This is a genomic window from Pseudomonas profundi (genome assembly GCF_008638305.1).
Taxonomy (GTDB): Bacteria; Pseudomonadota; Gammaproteobacteria; order Pseudomonadales; family Pseudomonadaceae; genus Halopseudomonas; species Halopseudomonas profundi.
Map to the genome: position 1 here is coordinate 205,722 of NZ_VTPZ01000005.1, position 26,642 is coordinate 232,363.

Annotated in this window: 21 protein-coding genes; 11 read left to right on the top strand and 10 right to left on the bottom strand. The window is 58.3% G+C overall.

Features of this window, described 5'->3' with window-relative positions:
• Positions 1-4: 4 nt before the first annotated feature.
• Positions 5-901 (bottom strand): helix-turn-helix domain-containing protein, encoded by an 897-nt coding sequence (locus tag FZE95_RS09010; RefSeq protein WP_150300524.1) that lies wholly within the window; start codon positions 899-901, stop codon positions 5-7.
• A 265-nt stretch (positions 902-1,166) separates the two neighbouring features.
• On the opposite strand from FZE95_RS09010, the gene FZE95_RS09015 reads away from it, so the two are divergent.
• Together FZE95_RS09015 and FZE95_RS09020 are read left to right on the top strand one after the other, a co-directional pair.
• Positions 1,167-1,523: a hypothetical protein gene (locus FZE95_RS09015; RefSeq protein WP_150300525.1), complete on the top strand. Its 357-nt coding sequence runs from the start codon at positions 1,167-1,169 to the stop codon at positions 1,521-1,523.
• A gap of 86 nt (positions 1,524-1,609) precedes the next feature.
• Positions 1,610-2,005, top strand: a complete 396-nt coding sequence (locus FZE95_RS09020) for a VOC family protein (protein ID WP_223825014.1) — start codon at positions 1,610-1,612, stop codon at positions 2,003-2,005.
• A 2-nt stretch (positions 2,006-2,007) separates the two neighbouring features.
• On the opposite strand, the gene FZE95_RS09025 is transcribed toward FZE95_RS09020, so the two are convergent.
• Positions 2,008-2,787 carry an SDR family oxidoreductase gene (locus tag FZE95_RS09025; RefSeq protein WP_150300527.1) on the bottom strand — a complete coding sequence of 260 codons (780 nt, stop codon included), beginning with the start codon at positions 2,785-2,787 and terminating at the stop codon, positions 2,008-2,010.
• A gap of 113 nt (positions 2,788-2,900) precedes the next feature.
• On the opposite strand from FZE95_RS09025, the gene FZE95_RS09030 reads away from it, so the two are divergent.
• Positions 2,901-3,542, top strand: a complete 642-nt coding sequence (locus tag FZE95_RS09030) for a TetR/AcrR family transcriptional regulator (protein ID WP_150300528.1) — start codon at positions 2,901-2,903, stop codon at positions 3,540-3,542.
• Between the two features lie 50 nt (positions 3,543-3,592).
• On the opposite strand, the gene FZE95_RS09035 is transcribed toward FZE95_RS09030, so the two are convergent.
• The 7 genes from FZE95_RS09035 to FZE95_RS09065 all read right to left on the bottom strand — a co-directional run bounded on the left by FZE95_RS09035 (position 3,593) and on the right by FZE95_RS09065 (position 13,282).
• Positions 3,593-4,423 (bottom strand): SDR family NAD(P)-dependent oxidoreductase, encoded by an 831-nt coding sequence (locus tag FZE95_RS09035; RefSeq protein WP_150300529.1) that lies wholly within the window; start codon positions 4,421-4,423, stop codon positions 3,593-3,595.
• Positions 4,424-4,460: 37 nt separating this feature from the next.
• On the bottom strand, positions 4,461-5,273 hold the full coding sequence (locus tag FZE95_RS09040) for an enoyl-CoA hydratase/isomerase family protein (RefSeq protein WP_150300530.1): 813 nt from the start codon (positions 5,271-5,273) through the stop codon (positions 4,461-4,463).
• Position 5,274: 1 nt separating this feature from the next.
• The gene (locus FZE95_RS09045) at positions 5,275-6,240 is read right to left on the bottom strand and encodes a VOC family protein (RefSeq protein WP_150300531.1); all 966 of its coding nucleotides are present in this window, start codon (positions 6,238-6,240) and stop codon (positions 5,275-5,277) included.
• A 70-nt stretch (positions 6,241-6,310) separates the two neighbouring features.
• On the bottom strand, positions 6,311-8,824 hold the full coding sequence (locus tag FZE95_RS09050; RefSeq protein ID WP_150300532.1) for an efflux RND transporter permease subunit: 2,514 nt from the start codon (positions 8,822-8,824) through the stop codon (positions 6,311-6,313).
• Between the two features lie 128 nt (positions 8,825-8,952).
• Positions 8,953-10,101: a WD40/YVTN/BNR-like repeat-containing protein gene (locus tag FZE95_RS09055; RefSeq protein ID WP_163983024.1), complete on the bottom strand. Its 1,149-nt coding sequence runs from the start codon at positions 10,099-10,101 to the stop codon at positions 8,953-8,955.
• A 119-nt stretch (positions 10,102-10,220) separates the two neighbouring features.
• The gene (locus tag FZE95_RS09060) at positions 10,221-11,588 is read right to left on the bottom strand and encodes a DUF1329 domain-containing protein (protein ID WP_150300534.1); all 1,368 of its coding nucleotides are present in this window, start codon (positions 11,586-11,588) and stop codon (positions 10,221-10,223) included.
• Between the two features lie 23 nt (positions 11,589-11,611).
• The gene (locus tag FZE95_RS09065; RefSeq protein WP_150300535.1) at positions 11,612-13,282 is read right to left on the bottom strand and encodes a DUF1302 domain-containing protein; all 1,671 of its coding nucleotides are present in this window, start codon (positions 13,280-13,282) and stop codon (positions 11,612-11,614) included.
• A gap of 445 nt (positions 13,283-13,727) precedes the next feature.
• On the opposite strand from FZE95_RS09065, the gene FZE95_RS09070 reads away from it, so the two are divergent.
• Positions 13,728-14,591 carry an SDR family oxidoreductase gene (locus FZE95_RS09070; RefSeq protein WP_150300536.1) on the top strand — a complete coding sequence of 288 codons (864 nt, stop codon included), beginning with the start codon at positions 13,728-13,730 and terminating at the stop codon, positions 14,589-14,591.
• A 72-nt stretch (positions 14,592-14,663) separates the two neighbouring features.
• On the opposite strand, the gene FZE95_RS09075 is transcribed toward FZE95_RS09070, so the two are convergent.
• Positions 14,664-15,572 (bottom strand): LysR family transcriptional regulator, encoded by a 909-nt coding sequence (locus tag FZE95_RS09075; RefSeq protein ID WP_150300537.1) that lies wholly within the window; start codon positions 15,570-15,572, stop codon positions 14,664-14,666.
• A 130-nt stretch (positions 15,573-15,702) separates the two neighbouring features.
• Here FZE95_RS09075 and FZE95_RS09080 point away from each other — a divergent pair, with 130 nt between their 5' ends.
• The 7 genes from FZE95_RS09080 (at position 15,703) to FZE95_RS09110 (ending at position 26,640) form a co-directional block, all read left to right on the top strand.
• Positions 15,703-19,266 (top strand): indolepyruvate ferredoxin oxidoreductase family protein, encoded by a 3,564-nt coding sequence (locus FZE95_RS09080; protein WP_150300538.1) that lies wholly within the window; start codon positions 15,703-15,705, stop codon positions 19,264-19,266.
• A 25-nt stretch (positions 19,267-19,291) separates the two neighbouring features.
• Positions 19,292-20,473: an isovaleryl-CoA dehydrogenase gene (locus FZE95_RS09085; RefSeq protein ID WP_150300539.1), complete on the top strand. Its 1,182-nt coding sequence runs from the start codon at positions 19,292-19,294 to the stop codon at positions 20,471-20,473.
• Positions 20,474-20,513: 40 nt separating this feature from the next.
• Positions 20,514-22,121 (top strand): carboxyl transferase domain-containing protein, encoded by a 1,608-nt coding sequence (locus tag FZE95_RS09090; protein ID WP_150300540.1) that lies wholly within the window; start codon positions 20,514-20,516, stop codon positions 22,119-22,121.
• 60 nt (positions 22,122-22,181) lie between these two features.
• Entirely contained in the window at positions 22,182-22,976 is a 795-nt protein-coding gene (locus tag FZE95_RS09095) for a gamma-carboxygeranoyl-CoA hydratase (protein WP_150300541.1), read from the top strand.
• Positions 22,977-23,044: 68 nt separating this feature from the next.
• Complete coding sequence (locus FZE95_RS09100; RefSeq protein ID WP_150300542.1) at positions 23,045-25,000, top strand: acetyl/propionyl/methylcrotonyl-CoA carboxylase subunit alpha; 1,956 nt, start codon at positions 23,045-23,047, stop codon at positions 24,998-25,000.
• On the top strand, positions 24,997-25,905 hold the full coding sequence (locus FZE95_RS09105; protein WP_150300543.1) for a hydroxymethylglutaryl-CoA lyase: 909 nt from the start codon (positions 24,997-24,999) through the stop codon (positions 25,903-25,905). Before FZE95_RS09100 ends, FZE95_RS09105 begins: the two co-directional genes overlap by 4 nt.
• A gap of 36 nt (positions 25,906-25,941) precedes the next feature.
• A complete protein-coding gene (locus FZE95_RS09110; protein ID WP_150300544.1) occupies positions 25,942-26,640 on the top strand; it encodes a CoA transferase subunit A in 699 nt (232 codons plus the stop codon).
• Positions 26,641-26,642 lie beyond the last annotated feature (2 nt).

Genomic DNA, 26,642 nt, shown 5'->3' on the forward strand with positions numbered 1-26,642 from the left:
CTGCCTACCGGTGCATTTGACGAAAGGCTTCAGGGGTCATACCGACCTCCTTGCGGAATGCTGCCGTAAAGGAGGCCGGATTGAGGAACCCGGTTTGATAGGAGATCTGCTTGATCAACACCTTGCTATCGAGCAGCAGTGACTTTGCGCGGCGGATGCGTGCCTGCGCGGCAAATTGGCGTAGCGTGAGACCGGTGGTGTTCTTGAACTGCTCCGAAAGGCGCCTGGCCGGCATATCGAGCGCGTCTGCCAATTGCTTGAGGGAGCTGCTGTGTTCAGGTTCCGTCTCGAACATTTCGCGCAGGGTTCGCAGCTGCCTGGGGCTCAATTTTCCTGAATCAGCGGTAACCTGGGAACTCAGGAACTGCCGATGCAAATCAAGTGCAACACCGGTCAGCAGGCACTCGGTATGCAGCTCGCTGGCAAAACCGGGTGCAGCAACTTCCTGGGCAAGACGCTGCAGTGACGTCCTAAGGTAGGGGCTCTCCAGATTCAGCATGCTGTCGCTCAGACAGCCATCCCACTGCCACTGGATTCCAGCCAGCGGGCCCATGATGCCGGGATCGAACAGGCATATCATGGCCTTGTATTCGGATACGCCGTGGCAAAACTGAAATTCCGTATCCCGCGGCAGAAACAGCGCCTGCCCAAGCGGCTGAAATTCACAGCTGAGGTCGGAAAAACGGCCTTTATTATCCGAAAAAGGAGACCACCGTCTTGCTGGTGTTGGTAGTACCAGACGCAGCAGACAGCTGCTCTTCGCCTGAATCACCGCCGTGCCGGAATTTGACCAATGCGCATGTTCAATACGTATGTCAAAGCCCTCATTCACCAGTCGAGATTCTGTCAGAAACTCTCCAGCTGCGGACGGATCGTATTCATCGTAATGTACTGAATACATAAGAGGCACTCTCAGCGGTTATTTTTGTTGAACACTGAATTTACATTTCAGCATAACCACTCAAGCTCAATAAACAATCCACAAATAACAGTTTCAGGTATTCGAAAAACCAATACCTGAAACTACTTTTTTAATCAATAAAGAGCGAAGTGGTAACTTGTTCTTTTCGTCGAACAAACCCAAACTTCTCGGAGCAATTGCAGGAACTCCTGAGAGGGTAGCGTCTCTACAGATAAGCCCCTCCCAACATAGCAGGAGAATTACAATGAAGAAGATTGCGGCGACACTAGGCTTGCTCGCTTGTCTGCCATTGGCGGCTTTCGCGGAAAATATCGAGCTGGACAAGGAGCTGAACGGCCTGGATATCGAAACGAAGATAGTCGGTGATGATACTGCCACTACGCCAGGGCCTGGAGGAGCAGTCGGTACCCAAGTGCTTCAGGTAACCAATAACAGTGATTCTACCGTGACCTGTCAGTTAAACCCGGGGCCTGCCGAAACTGCGGCTTCTGAATCCCCAATGACTCCCATCAAGGCAGGTGCGTCGGCCGTTCTGCGATTGGACGGCAGTTATGCAAGCGCCACGATGCGAGCGAAACTGATCTGCAAGGAAGAAGAGTAATATACGTCTATTGCCGGCTAACCAGCTGTGGTTAGCCGGCAAGAGGCAAACTCCATAAAAACGGCAGGCAAGCCATGATTCTCAGAATGGACCACTTCACCATCGTCACTGACCAGCTCGAGGAGACACAGCAGTTCTATGTGAACCTGCTTGGACTCGAAGTCGGAGCAAGGCCACCCTTTCCAGTGCCCGGGCTGTGGCTTTACGCCAAGGGCCGCCCTGTGCTTCACGTTATCGCAATAAATGACATGCCCAACCCTCGCCGCGGCGTGCTGGATCATATGGCGTTCTTTGCGCAGGGTTTGACAGAGACATTAGACAAACTCGACCGGCACGCCATTCGTTATCGAATCATCCGCGCGCCGGGGGACATCCGGACCTGGCAGGTGTTCTTCAAGGATCCCAATGACGTGGACGTCGAACTCGATTTTGCCCCCGCAGAGCAGGCTCCAGCCGATTGGAAAACCAGAAGCAAAGCCTGATTTCAAATCAGGCCGGTATAGGCTCCGCCATCCAGCTGCAAATTCTGCCCGGTAATGTAACCCGCCTGAGCCGCGCACAGAAAAGCGCAGGCGGCGGCGAATTCCTCAGGAGTGCCGAAACGCCGTGCCGGAACCGGGCGGAGCATTTCGGTTCTCGCCTCCTCCAGACTGATGTTCCTGTGCTTTGCCAACTGGCCGGTCATGTAGGCCAGCCGATCGGTCGCGATGCGTTCGGGCAAAAGATTGTTGATCGTGACATTGTCACGGATAACTTCTACCGACAGGGCTTTCGAGAACGCCGTCAGCCCGGCTCTGGCTGCCGTCGAGAGACCCATTGGCAACCGCGGGGACTTGACCATGGCCGAGGTGATATTGACGATCCGACCAAAACGCCTCTCGCGCATTCCGTCAACGACAGCCTGAATCAAAAGGATGGCGCTGAGCATATTGGCCTCCAGCGCTTGCTGCCAGCAATCGAGATCCCAGTCCTGGAACTTGCCCGGCGCGGGCCCACCATTGTTGGTGATCAGAATATCCGGAGCGGGACAAGCCGCCAGGAGCGCGTCCCGGCCAGCGCTGGTGTTGAGATCCGCGACCACCTGAACCACCTCAAGACCCGTGCTGTCACGGATTGCCATCGCAGCCTCATTCAAGCTGACGGCCTCGCGGCCATTGATGAAAACCTCGCATCCTTCAGCGGCCAGGGCCATGGCGCAGGCTTTACCCAGGCCCCGCGAAGAAGCACAGACAATGGCTTTGCGACCGGTAATATTCAGATCCATATCTGCTCCCGTTGCCGACTCGTCAGCGGCTCAAGTTCATTACAGTGATGCCGCAATCCTTTATGCTATGAGCACTAACATCTGATGTTTTTTCACTGAAGCCAGAGACAACTATGAACACCCCGTCAACCCGTGCAGAACCTGGCAAGCGGGATACCATGAATCGTCTGCTCGCCGCCGCCAGGCAGATCTTTGCTCTGAAAGGTCTGGCGGGTGCCCGAGTAGAAGATATCGCCCGGGAAGCCGGCGTGACCAAACAACTGGTCTACCACTATTACGGCTCCAAGGAAGTGTTGTTTTCAACCGTCCTGGATGACGCCTCCCAGCGGATAATGCAGGAACTGATCGCACTTGATATAGATGACCTGCCGCCGGAAGAAGCGCTGCGAAGACTGCTCAATTGCTGTTTTGACCAGTATATGGAAGACCCGCTCCTGGGCGCCCTGGCCCTGGAAGGCATTCGCTATCACGAGGCGTCGGAGACCAGGCCCAACAGCTTCACCAGCCAATCCCCAGCGCTGGCCATCAAGTTTTCAGGGGTTCTCAAGCGTGGAATCGACGCTGGCGTATTCAAGCAAAATATCAACGCCCGTCTGTTCCTGGCGAGTTCCGCGCTGCTGATGTCAGGCGGGTTCACCAACCATTACACCATGTCCGTTCTGGTCGGCTTTGACACTACCTCGGAAGATGGCATGCGGATCTGGCGTGAACACTCGGCCAACTTCATTCTTGCCAGCATCAGGCGACAGCCCTGACGCCTGTAGCGCCCCAGGCCAGGAGCGCAAATCAAAGACACTGACCCCGACTACATGCCGCCGCGCCCCGACTGCTCGAAGAAGGCGCGCATTGCCACCAGCGAAGGCGTGTGACTGCCAAAGCCGCCATCTGCTACCAGCGTAGTACCGGTCACAAACGATGACTCGTCGCAGGCGAGAAAGGCCACCACATCAGCAATCTGCCGCGGGGTGCCCAGCTCCTGCGTCAGGTGATTGTCACGCAGAATACTCAGCAGCTCGGGCGGCATGGAACCGTGGGCATTTTCCGCAGGCGCCAGACCAATCTGCACCGCATTGCCGCGCACACCCAGCTTGCCATACTGCGCTGCTACCAGCTTGGGCAGCATATTCAACGCAGCCTTGGTTGACGCGTAACCGGTCAGGGACAGATCTCCCTGGGCGCCCAGTCCGGAGGTGGCAAAGATTACCGAGCCTTTGCCCTGTTTCAGCATCACCGGAATGACATGCTTGGAACACAGCACGGCGCCGCGCAAATTCACCGCAATGGCGCGATCAAAGGCGTCCATGTCCAAGTTGCAGATATCGCGGTCCTTCTGGCGCTGGCTCACATCCAGCACGGCGGCATTGTTGTGCAGCACGTCGATACGGCCGAACCGGTTCATCACCTGCTCGACCATCGCCTTGACGTCGTCTTCGCTGGATACATCGGTGCGTATGGCAATGGCCTGGCCACCGGCCGATTCGATCTCTGCCGCCACACTGGCCGCTGCTTCCTGATTGATATCGACGATCGCGATGGCGGCACCATGGGAGGCCAGTACCCGCGCGCACTCGGCGCCCAGACCACCACCAGCGCCGGTGATGATGGCTACACGATCCTTGAGCTTGTCTGTTGTCATTTTAGTGTTCTCTTGTCTTGATACGAGATGATCGGTTTCACTCACCAGTGAACTGCGGCGCACGACGCTCGGCAAATGCCAGAGCAGCCTCCTTTGCGTCCTTGGTGGTGGCCAACAACGAAAACAGGTCCAGTTCCAGATCCAGCCCTTTCTTCAGGTCGACTTCCGAGGCAGCCCGCGCGGCTCTTTTTGCATACACCGAAGCCATAGGAGATTTGCCAGCGATCTGCAATGCCAGCGCCGACACTTCCTCAAGCAAGGTTTCGGCGCTTTTAGCGACACGCGATACCAGGCCGATCTGCCGCGCCCTTTCGGCGTCCAGGCGTTCACCCGTCAGCAGCAGATCAAGCGCATGACCTGGCGCCACCACCCGGCACAAGCGCTGCGTACCGCCGCCGCCCGGGATCAATCCCAGGCCGGTTTCCGGCAGCGCCAGCACCGCATTGGGCGAAGCAAAGCGGATATCACAGGCTAGCGCCAGTTCCAGACCGCCGCCCATGCAGTAGCCGTGAATGGCGACGATGACCGGCTTGCTTATCGCATCGATAGCTTCGATCCAGCGGGCGCCCTCCATTCGTTTACGCACCTGGATGGAGGTCTCGACTCCGCGCTTTTCCTTGATGTCCGCCCCGGCACACAAGCCCCGTTCGCCCTCACCGCGAATCACGATGACGTGAATTCTGTCGTTCTTCTCCAGCCGTTCGAGGGCCGCTGGTACACCAACGCGGATTGCATCGTTGATGGCATTGATCTGGCCGGGACGGGTGAGTACCACCCAGCCCACGGCCCCGTCGCAATGCATCTGCACTGCTTCATTGATTACTTCGGGCAGGCTTTCCTCAATGCTCATGTCAGCACTCCTCGAACTCGAACAATTGGCCTCTGAGCTCAGACGGATCGATCCTGATCAGTGCCTTGCCACCCACCGCATCGCTGGACTCGATCCAGCTGAACGCCGTGCCCCGCGCGCGCAGATCTTCAGCCTTGGCGGCCAGATCGTTTACTGCGATGCGGATGTAATAGGGGCCGGGACCCCAGCTGTTGAGGTACAGACCCGCTTCACTGTTCCAGCGGGTCGCTTCGATGATGTCCAGCGTGGCGCTGTTGGCCAGGCTGAAGCCCATGCGCGCGCGGCGATAACCTTCGCCCTCGATCAGCTCAATCGGACCGGAGGGCTCCCAATCGAGATTGGCAGAGCAACGGCGAAGTGTCTCGTTCAGGTCGCGCACCAGATAGCCGCGGGCGGAAACACGCACCATATCGCCGGGCTTGGAATCACGTGGCTGCGGAGCGGGGACCGAGAACGTATCGGCAGGCATCTGCAGCGGCTCCATTGGCATGACTTCGATACACAGTCCGCCATCGACGATGGGATCGTAGACCGGCTTTTCTGGCGACGCTCCTAACCACAGACGGTCGAAGGGCATGTCTGGCGTGCGTTGCGCCATTCGGAACGGTAGACGCCGACGCATCAGTTTCGCTACCAGGGCATCGAACTTGTCCCCGTGCAGGGACAGCACAATGGAGTGCGTCAGCATCGGACGATGCCGGCCCTGATACTCCTTCAGGCTTTCCAGGAAATCATGGAACATCGGATCACCCGGGTTGGGGCGGTCCAGATGCCACTGCGGCTCGACCCGGGTCGGCGACACGGCCAGTGATTTGTGCACCCGCAGGAAATGGGCGATATAGGGATGGTCATCAAAGGCCTGGCGCCAGCGCTCGTGCTTGTGGATGCCCAGCTTGTCCACCAGCAATTCGGTCATTCCATCCGGGTCTGGCACCATCATGTCGGCGCTCATCAGTAATTCGAACATCTTTATCTCCATTTCTTACAGGGGAGCGAAAAAATCTTGTTGTTTGGCAAGCGCTACCTCAAGTAGCGCTTCAATGAGTGTCTACCACCGCCTGCTTTTGAGCTTGAGTAGGCTGCGAGGCAATAGGCACCGGAGCCTCGGCGGGGGACGAAAATCCTCCGCTGCCCTTCTTCCCGGTACCAAAATCTCTGAGCAGAAAGTGCGACAGTGCCGGAATCAGAATCAGCGCTCCCAGCATGTTCCAGAGGAACATGAAGGTCAGCAGGATGCCCATGTCGGCCTGGAACTTGATCGGTGACCAGGCCCAGGTGACAACGCCTGCTGCCATCGTCAAACCGATCAGCGCTACTACCCGGCCAGTAAAATCAAGCGAACGACGGTAGGCCACTGCCAGCGATTCCCCGCGGCCCTGCACGGCAAGCTGGACACTCAGCAGATAGAGCGCGTAATCAACCCCGACTCCGACACCCACCGCCATGACCGGCAAGGTGGCGACCTTCAGGCCAATCCCCAACCAGACCATCAGCGCCTTGGCAATGATGGTGGTCATGATCAACGGGATCAGCGCAACCAGGGTGGCGCGAATACTGCGGAAGGTGATCAGACACAACAGAGCGGTAGCGCCGTAAACCGCGAAGTACATGATGATGATGCCTTTCTGTACCTCGATATTGGTTGCCGCTTCGATGCCCGCGTTGCCGGCAGCCAGCAAGAACTGGACAGGCTGCTCACCGTCGGGCCCGGTTCCGTGCTCCGCGTTGAAATCCTCCACCACGTTCAGCACGCGGGTAAGGGTCTCTGCCTTGTGGTCGGTGAGATAGGCGATCAATGGGGTAACCGAGCAGTTCTGGTTGGTGATGCCAGGCGACGAGATCATCGCTGCGTCGACGGATGCGTTGGTAATCGCCTGATCACGGCTGATAGTCAGCCACTTGCCGCTACCCTCAGCCATTCCCGCGGTCATGAACCGTACTGAGTCGGCCAGGGAATTGGTGGTCTGCACGCCTTCGGTCTGGCGTAGACGCCATGCCAGCTTATCCATGGTTTGCAAAGGTCCATAAAAGCGGCAGCCGTCTACGTCGGTCTTCATGATCACCGCAAACTGATCACTGGAAAGACCATAGTTGGCTGAGATAAACGCATTGTCCCGGTTGTATCGTGAATCGGCCCGCAACTCGGGCGCACCGGGATCCAGATCGCCGATCTTGAGGTCCATCATGACGACCGCACTGACGCCAGTGATCAGCACCGAGACCGCGACGGCAGCGGTAGCCCACTTGCGCTGGGTGAACAGATCCAGACCCTGCCAGATCTTGCCCTGCCAGCTCTTGTTCTGCTGCTCGGCCGCGTCCTTCTCGATGGCCAGCCTGGCGGCTTTCCTGCTTACGCCGATATAGGACAGCGCGACGGGAATCAGAATCAACTTGGTGAAAATCAGCACGGTGACACCGATACTGGTGGTCAGCGCGAGGTCCCGAATGACCGGAATATCGATGATCGCCAGCACCGCAAACCCGACCACGTTGGTCAGCAGTGCAGTCAAGCCGGTCAGAAACAGCCGTCTGAAGGTATACCGTGCTGCAACGTATTTATGGGTGCCACGTCCGATATCCTGAAGAATGCCGTTCATCTTCTGGGTGCCATGGGACAGACCAATGGCGAAGATCAGAAACGGAACCAGGATTGAATAGGGGTCGAGGTCATAGCCTAGAAGCTGCATCAAACCCAACAGCCAGACCACGCCGGTAATCGCGATACTCACCAGCAGCAGTGTGCTGCGTACGCAATGCGTGTAGAGATACACAAACAGCGCAGCAATCGCCACGGAAATCGCAAAGAACAGCATCACGACCTGCAACCCATCGATCAGATCACCGACCAGCTTGCTGAAACCCACAATATGGATACCGATCTGATCGCTTTCCAACGATCTGATTTGTTCCTCGAGCTGGTCAGAAAATTCGCTGTAATCCAGCGGCTCACCCGTTTGCGGATGTGTCTCCAGTAGCGGCGCAACAATCATGCTTGATGCCCTGTCGTTGGCCACCAGGCTGCCTGTCAGACCCGCGCGGGTGACGTTACGACGCAGCGCGGTGATGCTGGCGTCGCTGCCGTCATAATCGGATGGCATGACCGCCCCGCCGCTGATGCCGTCTTCGGTGACTTCGCGCCACCGCACGATCGGCATCCACAACGAGCGCATCCAGGATCTGTCTATCCCTGGAATCAGATAGAGGGTGTCATTTACTTCCTGCAGAGCTTCCAGATACTCCGGGTCATAAATACTGCCCTGCTTGTTGGAGACCACGACCCTGATGTTATTACCAAGCCCGGGTAGTTCACTCTTGTTATCGAGATAGTTCTGAATATAAGGGTTGTTGACCGGAATCATTCGCTCGAAACTGGCGTTAACGTCCAGTTTGGTTGCAAAGAATCCCAGTACGATAGTGACTAAAAGACAAGTAACAAGGACCAGAATCCGATGGCTGAAAATAATACGCTCAAACAGGCCACCAGAACTTTTGTCAAAGTCCTTGACGTCACGCACGACCGGCATCCCAGCGTTGCTTTTAAGATCGACCATCATCCTCTCCACATATATCAGCTTGCACGGCGGTTTTCTCAACCCAGTGCAACCCGGACATAAACTCGTTTAGACCAACTGTCCTTACCCAAACCTCTAGCGAGGTGAACGGAAGTGCGGTATGGCTACTATTGAAACTGGCTGATATCTATCTTTCGAAGCCCGGAAAATTGCGCAACGATGAGCGTGCCGGGCGCTTCCGGTCTGGCCGAGGAATACACCTGCCCGGCATAAGGGACCGACAGAAGATCGGTCTCCAGCGTCGTGGTATCCAGGCGAACCAGCTCACCTCGCTCGCTCACCAGCAATACCTCTCCGCCGGCGGCGCCATCCAAGGCGTCGATCAGCGTCGCGTTTTGCTGAGTGTCCACATGCTGCCAGTTCTCGCCTCCGTCACGACTGACGTAGAGATTGCCCCTCAGACCGTAGGCCATCAGCGCGCCATTACTGATATGCACTCCGAAGAAGGTGCCGGTATAGGGAGTATCAACCTGCACGAAACGCTGCGCTTCACGGTCCAGCCGCATCAGCAAGCCCTGCTCTCCGCTGATGTAGACCTGATCGCCCTGCATGTCGATGCTGTACAGATGCATACGACGGTCGTTCTCGGTATGTTCGGTCCAGGGTTCCCAGGTAGCGCCGTTGTCGGTAGTGCGCAGCAGCATGCCAAAAGCACCCAGCACGAATCCTTCGCCGTTCTCCCTCACGAATACGTCGAGAAAAGGCGTGGCCATGATGTCGGGATCGGCAGACGTGCTGGTTCCAAGGTCGACTTCCCGGAGCATGCTTTCCGCTTCGAACTCATCAAGATCCGATACGTTGGCGTAATGTTCCCTGAGAAGAGTGACCAGACTCCGACCGTCCAGCTGCACTTCCCATGAAAATCCACCATCGGTGGTTGCCAGCAAGACAGAGTCATGGCCGACGGCCCAGCCGTTGAGCTCATTCTGGAAGTACACCTGAACCAGATCGACAGCCACTGGACTCGGGGACTGGGTCCAGGTTTCGCCATCATCGTCAGATATCATGATCAATCCGCGCAAGCCGACACCCACGAGGTTCTCACCAGCACGGGTGACGGCGAGAGTGGGCTGCGCGTGCGCGGCGGCCTGAACCAAAGCGGATTGTTGCAACGGGTCATGGAAACCGGTTGGCGATTCCGAAGCTTGCTCCGAAGCCGATACCGTTAACCCGATGCAGCAAGCCCCTGCCATGGCGAGCAAGGCACCTGGGCGGCGTTTACCAGCAGACCAACTGAACAGACGGGATACATTCATTGTTTTTATCCTCAGTGATCCCAGGAGCATCCTCATGCGGGATGCACCCGGGTCAACCGGTATGATCGGCAGCGCTTTATCCGTCCTGGAGAACCAGCGTTGCCCTGGTCTGGCTCTGGTTAGCGAACGCTTTCTCGGCCCACGATGGCTTCAGGGTTCAACTCGCGCTCAGAACGAGGCTCCTCGAGTACCTGATAGCCGCCATTGAGCGCATCATTGATCAAACCGTACATGCCCTTGTTGAAGTCATAGATAGAGTGCTTGACGACGTAAGGAATATCGTGGTTATAAAGCTGAACGCCACCCAGCATCATTGAACGATACAGCTGACCACTCTGGTCCCAGGCGTCATACAGGCCAGCCCCATAGGTGTCTTCGTCCAGGTAGTAGGTCCGCTTGCTGTAGACGTGGCGGTTGCCTTCCTTGAGCGTCGCTTCCACTTCCCATACACGGTGCAGTTCCCACCGCTCGCATTCGGGGTTGACGTGGGACTCCATCAGCTGGGTGTCAGCATCGCAGTGAAAATACAACTCGTAGTTGTTGTAAGGAATGTACATCTCCTTTCTACCAACCAGATCGAAGTCAAAGCGGTCCTGCATACCCGAAAACATGAACAGCTCATCGAACAATTCCAGCCCGCCCATACTGGCTACGGGGGTATCGTAGGCAAACTCGGGGGCCAATTTGACCCGACGCTGTCCTGGCGTATAGCTCCAGGCACGACGTGGTTGCTCGGTCGGATCGAGGAAATCCGTATAGCCGGTCAGCTCACCCGCCCGGCGTGCAGGGGCTTTGGTAACCGAATACACACGGGTGTACATCTGCGGATCCCGTTCTTCCAGATCCGTCTGATAGTAAGGACGCTCAACGAAGGTGGCCTGCTCGGAAGCCTTGGTCACGGTGCCGTTGGAGGCCACGATCCAGCTATTGGATGAGGCGGTAGTGGTACCGTATTGGCCGTCGTTGTAACGGGTCTGCTGGTTCCACATCAGCTCATGCCCGGTTTGTGGAATCGGGAAGGGTATACCGCCCCGACATTCCGGCTCCAGGGCAAGACCGTCTTTCACGGTTTCACAGGTGGTAGCATTGCGCACGGTGGCGTCGAGAACATTCTGGGGATGCGCCGCCGTACGATGACTGGGGTAGATATCCATGTAATAGGTGTCTGGATTACGTTTGAGCAATTCGATCTGACCTGCACTCAGCTGATCCGCATACTGCTCATAGTTACTGGCATCGATACGAAACAGCGGCTCTTCATCCTTGAAGGGATCCGCCCAATAACCGCTACCCGGTTCAAAATCAGCAGGAGCGTCACGAAGCCCCCCTTCAAAAGGGGGGATAGTGCCAGCTTCATTGCCCGCTTGAATCGCCCCGACCATGGTAAGAGACTCGCCAAGCTTGGAAGCCTCCTGCTCAGGCACTGCGGCCAGTGAATATGCCGAAATCCCTGTCAAGGCGATGCTTAAGGCAAAATGAAGTTTCATAACGTGCTCCGATATTGTGTTTATTAAAAGGAGGTCTTGTAGGTCAGCGATACCCAACCGCGGTCAGTACCACCTACTGCCCCGTTGCCATTGACCATTTCTGCGCCGTTGGCATTCAGGGTGTTCTTCTCCTGAGCTGAAGTATCCGCGTAGCGCAAGGTAAAGTCGTGGCTCTGACGATAGGTCATTTGCGCACCAACAGACCAGGCCAACGCGCCTTCAGATCCGCCACCGGCAGTGGCCGCGTTACCATGCAAGCCGTAGTTGACGGTCAACGGAACGGATAGATCCCACGACGGCAGGATGGCCAGGTATTGCGGTGTATAGTTCACAGCTACGGCCGCGTAGTTGCGGGTCGAGCAACCGTCTTCCTTATCTCCAGAGCCTGGAATAGTTGGCGTTCGAAGATCGGTACAGGCTGCGTTACCCTCTCCTTTATAAAGCTCCTCGTTCTTGGTGACCTTGTCCAGATGACTGAATGCGAGTTCAGCTACCAGCACCGAGTTATTTGCCAGCCAGTTGCGGGGCACACCATACACTGCGTTAATCACGGCATGATAGGTGTCACCGCGAGGACCTTCGTTATTGACGGAACTGATGCCTGTGGCGTTCAGTGCGCCATCCTGGCGGTACGACACTTCCGCGCCGATGGCTGCAGAACCAATATTGCCTGCGTAGCTGATACCCATCAGTTTCACGTTCCGTGGGTAAACCAGGCGGTACTGGCCAGCCGCCATATCAATCTGAGGAGACAGCCATGCCTGGTAGTCATCAAATTGACGGTAATAAGCGCCCACCGTTGCGCCTAGATCCTGCAGGTCATAGCGTGCCATGACACCCCAGTTGGCATCGTCGCGTCCGAACTTGGAGTCCGCATGACGAAGATTGAAGCCGGGCGCCGCTGGCAGACGGTCTGGACCTTCAAAGAAAGGATCGGCTGCGCCGAAATAGGTGCCGCCATACGGAAAGCGGGTGTGATCCCATTCGTAGAAATACTGGCCGGAGATGGACAGGTTATTGGTCACCTGGGCCTTGGCAGATACCTGCCCGATCGGCAAAAACACTTCTTTGGTTTCAATACCCGGGCTGGTGACGGCTTTCACCGCATCCGTTGGCGCCTGGGAGTAGGACATGGCGTGGGCGCCAAACAACAGACCCTCACCCCAGTACTGCGTGTGCTGCCCGACTTTTATGTTGACCGGCGTGTTGCCCAGATCGAAGTTGGCCCAGACAAACGCATCCAGAATCTCTCCAGATGGACCGTAGACGTAGCGCTCTACTTCCGAGCTGTAGGTGTCGTTGTTATAACTTGTCGAATAACCCGGCACGTTGCTTTCAACGGTGCGATCACTGTAGGCGTCGTCGTACCATGCAGCCGCGCTGACCCGGGCACCGTAATGCCATTTGTAGGCGAGGTCGATTTCCGTCAGCAGATCGAGGCGGTTGGTGACGATGTCGCCTTTATCAAACTTCCCGTTCGACTCGTCAAAGTTGGGGTTATTCATAATCGCGCTGTCCTGGTCCTCCGCGCGGATACCCAGGTTATAGCGAACGGTATTGTCCCAGCGCAGCCGAATATCAGGATTTCCGACATCGATTTGCATGGCTGAAGCGCTGCCCGTAGCCGCTAGAACTGCAAGAGCCAGCGCACTACGAGCCAAACCGATGTGACCAAATTTGATTTTAGTGTTCATCTGTATTCCTTGTTTTTATTTTCAGTGGCTAATGAAAATTTTTCGCGTATCGCTGCAACACCACAAGCCTCTTCAACCACAACACCAGTTGGCTTAGCCTGCCGCGCTCCGTTCAGCGTCTAGCCATCCTAGCGGAAGACAATCCGCAATTCCATATTAAGATTTTCATTCTGCATTCAGATTTGAAGATAACAGCGAAATTGGAGCAGATGCAACAGCCATCAAATCTGCTGTAGAACCCTTGAAACCGCACATTCGCCGTTTTTTGCTTGTAATCAATGGCATAAATTAAACATAAATTTATTTTTTGTTCCATTTGTGTTTCTTTTTTTCGGCGGTTGTCGGTTTAATAGAAAGCAGGGGCTCGACTGGAAACGCCCTGAAATGGCGCTTCCAGCCGAGGGTAGAGCGTGTATACCCCAACTTCCATCACTACGGAGAATGTATGAATATTGATTTAAGTGGTAAGCGAGTGATCATTACAGGCGCCTCCCGCGGCATTGGCCGAGCGATTGCCAGAGCGTTTGCGGCGGATAGTGCCAAGGTCGCTATCTGCGCGCGCGATGCGCAGGCTGTTGCGGAAGCCGGCAACGAACTGGAGCGCAGCGCAGCGGCCGTGATAGCCCGCTCGGTCGATGTCACTGATACCGCTGCGGTCCAGGCATTCGTTGCAGAAGTCACCGAAGCCTGGGGCGGTGTGGATGTGCTGGTCAATAACGCAGGCCAGGGTAAAGGCGGCAATCTGGATAGCCTCACGCCCGAAGACATTCTTGCCCATGCCAACGTGTTGCAAATGGGTCACTTTCGCTTTGTTCAGGCTGTTGTGCCTTTCATGCGCAAGCAGCGCTGGGGCAGAATCGTTGAGATCAATGCACTGGCAGGCGTGGTGCCCACTCCCGAAGGGATTCCGTCGGTCATCAACCGCGCCTCCTGCGTAGCCCTTTCGAAATCGCTTGGCATGTCGCTGCCCAAGGACAATATCCTCGTCAACACACTGAACATGGGCTGGATCGATACCGGGCAATGGGATCGGCATTTCAAGGAAATGGGCCCCGGCGTAACCCGGGAAGAGTTTGATGCGATGGTCATGAAAGTGGTGCCGGTCGGTCGATATGGTCAGCCGGAGGACGTGGCGGGCATGGTGCTGTTCCTCGCCAGCGATTACGCAAGTTTTATCAGCGGCGCATCAATCGACATCGCTGGCGGAATGGGTGGCCAGATCGCCTACTACCCCACGCTCAAGCGCGATTTTGCTGAAGCCATCAGACAAAGACGCGAACAGACGAGCCAGAGCGAGCCGGGGGAGTGATGTCCTGGCACATCACCCTAGGGTCTGTTGCCGTTTCGGCACGGCCGCGACGAAACGGCAACAGACCCTAGCTCAGGACCCACAAGCATGAATGAGGAATTGCTGGAAGGCGCTGGCAGCCTCGTTCAGGCTTGCGCCTTCACGCCACAGCAAGCCCAGTTCCATCGGCGGTACGGCGTCGGTAAGCGGACGAATTTCGATTTTCTTGCCTTCCAGCGACCAGGCGCGGTACAGCATGTCCGACAGAATGGTCACTCCGAAACCGTGTGCCACCAGCCCGCGCAACGATTCCATCGAAGAGGTACGAAAAGCCACCTGCGGCTCTAGGCTCTGGCTATGCCAGTAGCGCAGCGCCGATGTCTCGCCTTCATCCACCGTGGGCATGATATAGGCGTATCCGGCAACATCCTTCAAGGTGATGGACGCCGACTGCATCAGGGGATGGGTGGAAGCCAGCCACAATTGACGGCGAGACCTGATCAACACGCTGTGCTCCAGGCCGCCGAGATCGCTGGCATTGGAGATCACGGTCAACCCCACGTCGAGCTCACCCGAGCTGACTGCCGCCTCGATATTGCTTCGATCCATATCGATCAGGTCGATTTCGACGTCGGGGTAGCTGCGCTTGAACCGCGCCAGCAAATTGGGCAGAAAGTAGCCCAGCACCGTATAGGTCGCCCCTACCCTGACCACACCGCTGATCGCATGGCTGAGAAAAAACGGCTCGCTGAGCGCATCCTGCAGCGTATCGAGAATGTGACTTGCGTGCTGAAAGAACTTGTTGCCCTCCGCTGTGAGGCTGACGCCGTAGGGCATCCGCTCGAACAGCTTCACGCCCAGGCGCTCCTCCAGCTGCATGACCGCAGTGGTGATGGCCGACTGCGATACATGCACCTTGCTGGCCGCCTGGGAAAACTGGCCGGTCTCCGCAGCGGCAACGAAATAGCGCAACTGGCGCATCGAAACGTCATGGTTTGCCATTTGTTTTTCAGATACCTATATCTAGTTTTTATAAATTTACGATACCCGCCGCCCTTCATATACTCCAGTCAATCCGTACTACCGTGCATTGCAGTAGCCATAAACAGAACAAGACAGGTAATGATCAGCCATGGGAACTTCCCTCTCGCTTGACGACAAGTATACGCAGATAAGCGGCTATCAATTGATGACCGGAGTCCAGGCGCTGGTCCGGCTGCCGCTTATGCAACGCCAGCGCGATCTGGCTGCGGGGCTGAATACCGCTGGCTTTGTTTCGGGCTATAGAGGCTCACCACTCGGCGGCTTCGACCAGCATCTGTGGCGCGCCCGGGAATACCTGAAAGAGAGCCACACCCATTTCCAGCCAGGCGTTAACGAAGAGCTGGCCGCCACCTCCATCTGGGGCACCCAGCAGGTCAACATCTTTGAGGGCGCCACCTATGACGGCGTATTCGGCATGTGGTACGGCAAAGGTCCGGGCGTGGACCGCTCCGGAGACGTCTTCCGGCATGCCAATGCTGCCGGCACCTCGAAGTTCGGTGGTGTACTGGCCGTCGCCGGTGATGACCATGGCGCCCGCTCCTCTTCACTGCCGCACCAGACAGAGCATATATTCAAAGCCGTGATGATGCCGGTTCTGGCACCTTCTGGCGTGCAGGAATACCTGGATTACGGCATTCACGGTTGGGCCATGTCCCGTTACTCCGGTTGCTGGGTGGCGCTGAAAGCCGTCGCCGATACCGTTGAGAGCGCAGCGATTGTCGATATCGATCCGTTCCGCGTCGAATCGATCATTCCCGACTTCCAGATTCCCGAAGGCGGCCTGAACATCCGCTGGCCCGATCCGCCGCTGGCTCAGGAACAGCGCCTGCTCGAACACAAGCTGTATGCCGCCTTGGCCTATGCCCGCGCCAACCGTATCGACCGCGTGGTCATGGACTCACCCAACGCCCGGATCGGCATCATCACCGCAGGCAAATCGTACTTGGATGTGTGCCAGGCGCTTGAGATGCTCGGCATCGATGCAGAACAGGCCCAGCAGATGGGACTGCGCGTTTACAAAGTGGGCATGGTCTGGCCCCTCGAAGCCGAAGGCGTACGCCATTTCGCTGAAGGCCTGGAAGAGATCATCGTGGTGGAGGAAAAGCGCCACATGATCGAGTACCAGATGAAGGAAGAGCTGTATAACTGGCGCGAGGACGTGCGGCCACGCATCGTCGGCAAGTTCGACGACAAGGGCGAGTGGAGCATGCCCCACACTGATTGGCTGCTGCCGGCCATCAGTGAGCTGACGCCGGCGCACATCGCCCGCGCCCTGGCCAAGCGGATTCTGCGCCTGCGTCCGGACGACAGATTGCAGAACCGCTTGCAGCAGCTCGAAGCACAGCTCACCACCAAGAACGTAATGGGCGCGCTGATGGATCGGGTACCTCACTACTGTTCGGGCTGCCCGCACAACATCTCCACCAAGGTGCCGGAAGGCAGTCGGGCGCTGGCGGGTATCGGCTGTCACTACATGGCCGCGTGGATCTATCCGCAAACCCAGACCTTCAGCCAGATGGGCGGTGAAGGCGTAGCCTGGATTGGCCAGGCGCCGTTTACCACCACCAAGCACGTATTCGCCAACCTGGGCGACGGCACCTACTTCCATTCCGGCATCCTGGCAATCCGCGCAGCGGTCGCTGCCAAGGCGCAGATCACCTACAAGATTCTGTACAACGATGCCGTAGCCATGACCGGCGGACAACCGGTTGACGGCACTCTGACCGTGCCGCAGATCACCCAGCAACTGGCTGCTGAGGGGGTCAAGCGTATTGCCGTGGTGACCGACGAGCCGGAAAAATACGAATCGGTGAAGAACCTGGCCGACGGCGTGCCAGTCCTGCACCGTGACGAAATGGAAAAGCTGCAGCAGGAGCTGCGCGAGTTCGACGGCGTGTCCGCTATCGTTTACGACCAGACCTGCGCTGCCGAAAAACGCCGCCGCCGCAAGCGCGGCAAGTTCCCTGATCCGGCGCGCCGGGTGGTCATCAACCAGGCGGTTTGCGAAGGTTGCGGCGATTGCAGCAGCAAATCCAACTGCATGTCGGTGGTGACCGTCGATACCGAATTCGGCCAGAAGCGCAGCATCGACCAGTCATCGTGCAACAAGGACTTCTCCTGCCTGTCCGGCTTTTGCCCGAGCTTCGTAACCGTGGAAGGCGGCGCATTGCGCAAGGCCAAGGCGCTGGGCAACACCGGTGACGATGAATGGCATCTGCCAACGCCGGCCATGGCCTCACTGGATCAGCCCTACAGCATTCTGGTCACTGGCGTGGGCGGCACCGGCGTGGTGACCATCGGCGCCTTGCTCGGCATGGCTGCCTACATCGAAGGCAAAGGCGTGCTGAACCTGGATATGGCCGGCATGGCGCAGAAAGGCGGCGCCGTGTGGTCGCATATCCGCATCGCTGCCGAGCAATCGCAGCTACATGCACCGCGCATTGCTGCAGGCGAAACCAGTCTGCTGCTGGGTTGCGATCTGGTGGTCAGCGCCAACAACGAGACCCTGGAAAAGCTCCGCCACGGCGTGACCCATGCCGTGGTGAATTCGGACGAAAGCATCACCAGCGAGTTCGTACGCACCTTTGCCCTGCAGGCCGAGAGCGGCAACCTCGAAGCCCATCCCGATCCCAAGTTCCGCACCCAGGCCATGTCGGCGCAGATTGCTGAAGCGGTTGGCGAGGGTCAGTCCAGTTTCCTGGATGCCAGTCGTATCGCCACCGTACTGATGGGCGACTCGATTGCCACCAACACCTTCATGCTCGGCTTCGCCTATCAGAAGGGCTGGCTACCTGTCGCGCAAGAATCGCTGGTCCAGGCCATCGAGCTGAACGGCACCGCAATCGAGTTCAACCTCAAGGCATTCGATTGGGGCCGCCGCGCCGCCGCTGATTTGCCGCGCCTGCGCAGCCTGATCGACAGCAACAGCAGCAAAGCCGCAGCGCAACCGCTGTCGCAGAATCTGGATGAGGTCATTCAGCGCCGTATCGCCACTCTTACCGAGTATCAGAACGCCAAACTGGGTGACAAATACCTGGCGCGCGTGCAGCAGTTCCGCGAGGCTGAAACGCGAATCGCTGGCGAGCCGGGCAAGCTGACCGAGACCGTCGCACGTAATTACTTCAAGGTGCTGGCTACCAAGGACGAATACGAAGTGGCGCGGCTGTATACCAACGGCGATTTCATGAAAAAGATCGAAGCGCAGTTCGAGGGCAACTACAAGCTCAACTTCCACCTGGCTCCGCCCATCATGAACAACGCCAAGCCAGGCGAAGAACCAAAAAAACGCAGCTTCGGCCCGTGGATGATGCGCAGCTTCAAGTTGCTGGCACGTCTGAAGTTCCTGCGTAATTCGGTCATCGATCCCTTTGGCTATACCGCCGAGCGCAAGGTAGAACGCGAATGGCTGGCGACCTACGAAGGCATTCTTGACGAGGTGCTCGACAAGCTGACCGCAGAGAAACTGCAAACCGCCGTAGAGCTTACCAACCTGCCAGACATCGTTCGCGGCTACGGTCCGGTCAAGGAGCGTTTCCTGGATCAGGCCCGCATTCAGCACGCCCGGCTGCTATCGGCATGGCGCAATGAGCGCAAAGCGGAATTTCACGACGCCACCGCCAAGGATGCGCGCATCCAGGCCACGCAGCTATAAACATAAGAACAGGAGATTACATAGTATGAGCGCTATACCCGGACTGGACTTCTTCCTTGGTGAAGACATCGACATGCTGCGTGATTCGGTTGCCGGCTTTGCTGCCAAGGAAATCGCCCCGCGTGCCGCCGAAGCCGACCGCACCGACGAGTTTCCGATGGATCTGTGGCGCAAATTTGGCGACATGGGCCTGCTTGGTCTTACCGTGGCCGAAGAATACGGCGGCTCGGGTATGGGCTATCTGGCGCATATGATCGCCATGGAAGAAATTTCCCGCGCAGCCGGCGGTATCGGCTTGTCCTACGGAGCGCATTCGAACTTGTGCGTGAACCAGATTCACCGCAACGGCAGCGAAGCGCAGAAGCAGAAGTTCCTGCCCAAGCTGATCTCCGGCGAGCACATCGGCGCCCTGGCCATGAGTGAGCCGAATGCCGGCTCTGATGTGGTCTCCATGAAACTGCGCGCCGACAAGAAAGGCGACCGTTACGTGTTGAACGGCACCAAGATGTGGATCACCAACGGACCTGATTGCCACGTGTTGGTGGTCTACGCCAAGACCGATCTCGCCGCTGGTGCCAAAGGCATGACTGCCTTTATCCTGGATACCAATACCCCTGGTTTCTCCGTTGCGCAGAAGCTCGACAAGCTCGGCATGCGCGGCTCGCACACCGGCGAGCTGGTATTCAACAACGTTGAGATCCCGGAAGAAAACATTCTCGGCGGCCTGGGTGAAGGCACCAAGGTGCTGATGAGCGGCCTGGACTATGAACGCGCGGTGCTGAGCGGTGGCCCGATGGGCCTGATGCAGGCGTCCATGGACATCGTCACGCCCTATATTCATGACCGCAAGCAGTTCGGTCAGAGCATCGGCGAGTTCCAGCTCATTCAGGGCAAGGTCGCTGACATGTACAGCACCCTCCAGGCGTGCCGCGCCTATCTCTACAGCGTCGGCAAATACCTCGACGCCATGGGCAGCGGGCATGTCCGCCAGGTGCGCAAGGATTGTGCGGGCGTGATCCTGTATACCGCCGAAAAAGCCACGTGGATGGCCGGTGAAGCAATCCAGATCCTCGGCGGCAATGGCTATATTAATGACTACCCCACCGGCCGCATCTGGCGTGACGCAAAACTGTACGAGATTGGCGCAGGCACCAGCGAAATTCGGCGCATGCTGATCGGGCGCGAACTGTTCAACGAGACCCGGTGAAGCCCCTCATAAAAAGCGCCCTTATAAAAAGAGATAACCCATGAGCATTCTCAACAGTCAAATCAACCGCAACGCGCCAGAATATGCGGTTAACTGCTCGGCCATGCAGACACTGGTGACGGACCTGCGCGAGTTGCTGGCGCGCGTTGCCGAAGGCGGCGGCGCCAAGGCCCAGGAGCGCCACCTCTCGCGCGGCAAACTGTTGCCCCGCCAGCGCATCGATGCCCTGCTCGACCCAGGTTCGCCGTTTCTGGAAATCGGCCAACTGACCGCCCATGAGGTCTACGGCGAAGACGTGCCCGCCGCCGGTCTGATCGCCGGTCTAGGGCGTGTGGAAGGTGTCGAATGCATGATCGTGGCCAACGACGCAACGGTCAAAGGCGGCTCCTATTATCCGCTGACAGTTAAGAAGCACCTGCGCGCGCAGACCATTGCCCAGCAGAACCGCCTGCCGTGCATCTATCTGGTGGATTCCGGCGGCGCCAACCTGCCACGCCAGGATGAGGTCTTTCCCGACCGCGAGCACTTCGGCCGCATCTTCTTCAACCAGGCCAACATGAGCGCCCAGGGCATTCCGCAGATTGCCGTGGTCATGGGCTCCTGTACCGCTGGCGGCGCGTATGTGCCAGCGATGGCAGACGAAGCCATCATGGTGCGCAACCAGGCAACCATTTTTCTTGCCGGCCCACCGCTGGTCAAGGCCGCCACCGGTGAAGTGGTCAGCGCCGAGGATCTGGGCGGCGCCGATGTGCACTGCAAGACCTCAGGCGTGGCCGATCACTATGCCGAGAACGACGAACACGCCCTGGCCCTGGCCCGGCGCTGCATCGCCAATCTGAACTGGCGCAAGCAGGGTGAGCTGAACTGCCGCGCACCAATCAACCCGCGCTACGCCAGCGACGAGCTATACGGCATCATCCCGGCCGATGCCAAGCAACCCTTTGATGTGCGCGAAGTGATTGCCCGCCTAGTCGACGACAGCCAGTTCGATGAATTCAAGGCGCTGTATGGCACCACGCTGGTATGCGGCTTTGCCCATCTGCATGGGCATCCGGTAGCGATCCTGGCGAACAACGGCATCCTCTTCGCCGAGTCCGCGCAGAAAGGCGCCCACTTTATCGAACTGGCCTGCCAGCGCGGCATTCCGCTGCTGTTCCTGCAAAACATCACCGGCTTTATGGTCGGTCAGAAATACGAGGCCGGTGGTATCGCCAAGCACGGCGCCAAACTGGTTACCGCTGTGGCCTGCGCCCAGGTGCCAAAATTCACCGTGATCATCGGTGGCAGCTTCGGTGCCGGCAACTACGGCATGTGTGGCCGCGCCTACGATCCCCGTTTCCTGTGGATGTGGCCCAATGCTCGCATTTCGGTGATGGGCGGCGAACAGGCAGCAGGCGTGCTGGTGCAGGTCAAGCATGAGCAGGCTGAACGCGCCGGCGAGACCTTCAGCGCCGAGCAGGAACAGACGCTGCGCAAACCGATTCTTGAGCAGTACGAGCGGCAGGGTCATCCCTACTATTCCAGCGCGCGGTTATGGGACGACGGGGTAATTGACCCGGCGCAGACCCGCGACGTGCTCGGTCTGGCGATATCGGCCGCGCTAAATGCGCCTATTGCACCGACCCGCTTTGGGGTGTTCAGGATGTGATTGCTTTCAGCTGCCGCTTCACCCAGGCGGCTGATTGCCACAACACGGATTGAGAAAGCCATGACCAGCTTCAAGACAATCGAACTCGAATACAGCGACAACGGCGTAGCAACCCTGTGGCTGAACCGGCCCGAACGCAACAACGCGTTCAATGCCGAGATGATCCGTGAGCTGCTGGCAGCCATGGATGAGGTTCAGGCCGCCAAAGGGCTGCGGTTTCTCCTGCTGCGCGGGCGCGGCAAGCACTTTTCTGCCGGAGCCGATCTGGCCTGGATGCAGGAGTGCGCCAAGCTCGATTATCAGGCCAACCTGAGTGATGCCCGAGAACTTGGGCAACTGATGGCCAGTCTGGCGCAGCTCAGCCTGCCGACTCTGGCCGTGGTACACGGGGCAGCCTTTGGTGGTGCGCTGGGTTTGATCAGTTGCTGCGATATCGCTATTGGCACCAACGACAGCCTGTATAGCCTGTCCGAGGTGCGTATCGGCTTGCTTCCCGCAGTCATCAGCCCCTATGTAGTGCAAGCCATCGGGCAACGGGCGGCGCGCCGCTACGCCCTGACCGCCGAGCGTTTCAGCGGTGAACGGGCGCGGGAACTGGGATTGCTCGCCGAATGCTATCCGGCCGAGAAGCTGGACGTGGCGCTACAGGAGTGGGTCGATAACCTGCTGCTGAACAGCCCCCAGGCCATGAATGCGACCAAGGCGCTTATGCAGACCGTCAAGCACGGTGAACTGACCGGGGAAGTACGCAGTTATACCGAAGCGGCCATTGCCGGCATCCGGGTCAGCGCGGAAGGTCAGGAAGGCCTGAGCGCCTTTCTGGAAAAGCGCAAACCGGCATGGCAGCCAGACTGAGAGCTACCCGGTAAAGATAGTGAAAACCGAACAACATAAAACTTCGCCATGATGTGGGACGAACAAAAATGATCAATACCCTGCTTATCGCCAACCGCGGCGAAATTGCCTGCCGGGTCATGCGCACCGCCAGCGAGATGGGCATTACCACTGTCTCCGTACACAGTGACGTTGACCGTCAGGCACAGCACGTCCTGCAAGCCGATATAGCCATCGGCCTTGGTGGCGCGAAACCAGCGGACAGCTATCTGCTGGTCGACAAGATTCTCGCCGCCGCCCACGCCAGCGGTGCCCAGGCGATTCATCCCGGCTACGGTTTTCTGTCCGAGAATGCCGGTTTTGCCCGTGCCTGCGAAGAGCAGGGCCTGATCTTCGTCGGGCCACCCGCCTCGGCCATCGATGCCATGGGCAGCAAATCAGCGGCCAAGGCGTTGATGGAAAAGGCCGGCGTGCCGCTGGTGCCCGGCTACCATGGCGACGAACAGGACCTGCAGACCTTCGTAACGGCTGCCGAGCGCATCGGCTACCCGGTGCTGCTCAAGGCCACCGCCGGTGGTGGCGGCAAGGGTATGAAGGTGGTCGAGCGCGAAGCGGATATGGCTGACGCCCTGGCGTCGGCGCAACGCGAAGCCCAGTCCTCCTTTGGCGATGCGCGCATGCTGGTGGAAAAGTACGTGTTGCAGCCCCGCCACGTGGAAATCCAGGTGTTTGCCGACCAGCATGGCAATGGTGTTTACCTGAACGAACGCGACTGTTCGATCCAGCGCCGTCACCAGAAAGTGGTTGAAGAAGCGCCTGCGCCGGGCCTTTCGCCCGAGCTGCGCAAGGCCATGGGCGATGCGGCGGTGAAAGCTGCCCAGGCTATCGGCTACGTCGGTGCCGGCACGGTGGAGTTTCTGCTGGACGCGCGCGGCGAATTCTTCTTTATGGAAATGAACACCCGCCTGCAGGTCGAGCATCCGGTCACCGAAGCCATTACCGGACAGGATCTGGTCGCCTGGCAATTGCGGGTGGCCCAGGGCGAGAAGCTCCCGCTGACCCAGGAGCAGGTGCCGCTGATGGGGCACGCCATTGAGGTGCGCCTGTACGCTGAAGATACCGATAACGACTTTCTCCCGGCCAGCGGCACCCTGCAGCTGTATCGCGAGCCACCCGCCGGCAAGGGCCGCCGCGTGGACAGCGGCGTTACCGAAGGCGACGTTGTCTCGCCTTTCTACGATCCGATGATCGCCAAACTGATTGCCTGGGGCGAGACGCGGGAAGAGGCGCGCCTGTCCCTGCTGGCCATGCTGCGCGAGACCGTGGTGGCTGGCGTGCAGACCAACCTGAAGTTCCTGACCCGTATTCTGGCCCACCCCGCCTTCGCCCAGGCCGAACTGGATACTGGTTTTATTCCGCGTCATGCAGAGCAATTGTTGCCCGCGCCTGAAGCACTTGATGAGCAGTTCTGGCGCACCGCGGCGAAGGCCTGGTTGCTGGCAATGCCTGGCGCCTCGTCCGTAGCCTCCGGACCTGGCGAATCCAGCCCATGGACTGACCTGACTAGCTGGCGCGCTGGACTGCCCGCGCAGAGCCGCCTGCACCTGCGTTGTGGTGAGCTGGATCAGCCCTTTGCCGCCGTAGACGTAACCGGCTGCTCGTATTGCCCGACTACCCAGACGCTATTGATCACCGAGGCGCAGCAGACCCGCCGCCACCGCCTGCTGATCAGCAATGGCGCGCTGTATCTGCACTGGCACAACAGCTGGCAGCGGATCGATCGATTTGACCCGATTGCTGAAGTGGACCATTCCCACCAGCATGCTGGTGGTTTGCAAGCGCCGATGAATGGCAGCGTCGTGCGCGTCATGGTCGAGCCAGGCCAACAGGTCGAGGCTGGCGCCGTGCTGCTGGTGCTCGAAGCGATGAAGATGGAACACAGCATTCGCGCAGCCGAAGCCGGCACGGTGAAGGCAATCTTCTGCGCCGAAGGCGAGCTGATCGCCGAGGGCACTCTGCTGGTGGAAATGGAGGAAGCGCAATGAGCCTGCCCGCCTCGGTCAAACTGGTCGAAGTAGGCGCGCGTGACGGCCTGCAGAACGAAGCCCAGCCAGTCAGCAACGCTGACAAGATCCGCCTGATCGATGACCTGAGCAACGCCGGGGTGGGCTACATCGAAGTGGGCAGTTTCGTCTCGCCCAAGTGGGTCCCGCAGATGGCCGGCTCTTTGGACGTATTTGCCGGGATTCAGCGGCGCGCCGGCACGACCTACGCGGCGCTCACGCCTAACCTGAAAGGTTTTGAAATGGCTCTGCAAGCCGGCGCTGAAGAGGTGGCGGTGTTTGCCGCCGCCTCCGAAGGCTTTTCACAGCGCAATATCAACTGCTCGATCAGTGAAAGCATACAGCGTTTCGAACCCGTCATGAGCGCCGCAGCCGAAGCCGGCGTGCGGGTACGCGGCTATGTATCCTGCGTGCTGGGCTGTCCCTATGACGGTGAGATCGCCGCCAGCCAGGTCGCCAGCGTGGCCCGCGAACTGCACGCCATGGGCTGCTACGAAATCTCCCTGGGCGACACTATTGGCACCGGCACGCCCGGTGCCACGCGCAACCTGTTTGAAACCGTTGCGCAGCATATTCCGCGCGATCATTTGGCCGGCCACTTTCACGACACCTACGGGCAAGCGTTGGCCAATATCTACGCCGGGCTGCTGGAAGGCATCCAGGTATTCGACAGCTCGGTTGCCGGCCTCGGCGGGTGCCCCTACGCCAAGGGTGCCACCGGTAACGTCGCCACTGAAGACGTTCTCTACATGCTCAATGGACTGGGCATCCACACTGGAATAGACCTGGACGCACTGATTCAGGCCGGCAACCGCATCAGTAAGCTGTTGAACCGGCCCTCCGGTTCGCGCGTTGCCCGGGCCAGAAGCAGCCAGTGTGACCAATAACGACAGACTTTAACGGGAAGAGGAGCATCTATAACAATGAACAAAATCTATCCTAACGCTCGGGAGGCCCTCGCCGGGCTTGTCGACGACGGCATGACGCTGGCGGTCGGCGGGTTCGGGTTGTGCGGTATTCCCGAAGCGCTGATCGAAGCCCTGCGCGACACGCAGAAGAAGGATCTCACCGTTATCAGCAACAACGCTGGCGTTGACGGTTTCGGGCTTGGGCTGCTGCTCGAATCCCGCCAGATCCGCAAGATGGTCTCGTCCTATGTGGGCGAGAACAAGGAGTTCGAGCGCCAGTACCTGTCAGGCGAACTTGAGCTGGAATTCACGCCCCAGGGTACCCTGGCGGAAAAGCTGCGCGCCGGTGGCGCCGGGATTCCGGCTTTCTATACCCGGACCGGCTACGGCACGCTGATCGCCGAAGGTAAGGAAACCCGCCAGTTCAACAGCGAGTGGTACGTCATGGAAACCTCGCTGACGGCTGATGTGGCCCTGGTCAAAGCCTGGAAGGCTGATAAATCCGGCAATCTGGTGTTCAACAAGACCGCGCGCAACTTCAATCCCCTAGCGGCGACGGCCGGCAAGATCTGCATTGTCGAGGTCGAGGAAATCGTCGAAACCGGCGCGCTCGATCCCGATCAGATTCACCTGCCGGGAATCTATGTACAGCGGATTGTGCTCAATGCCAATCCGGAAAAACGTATCGAAAAACGTACCACACGGAGCGCTTGATC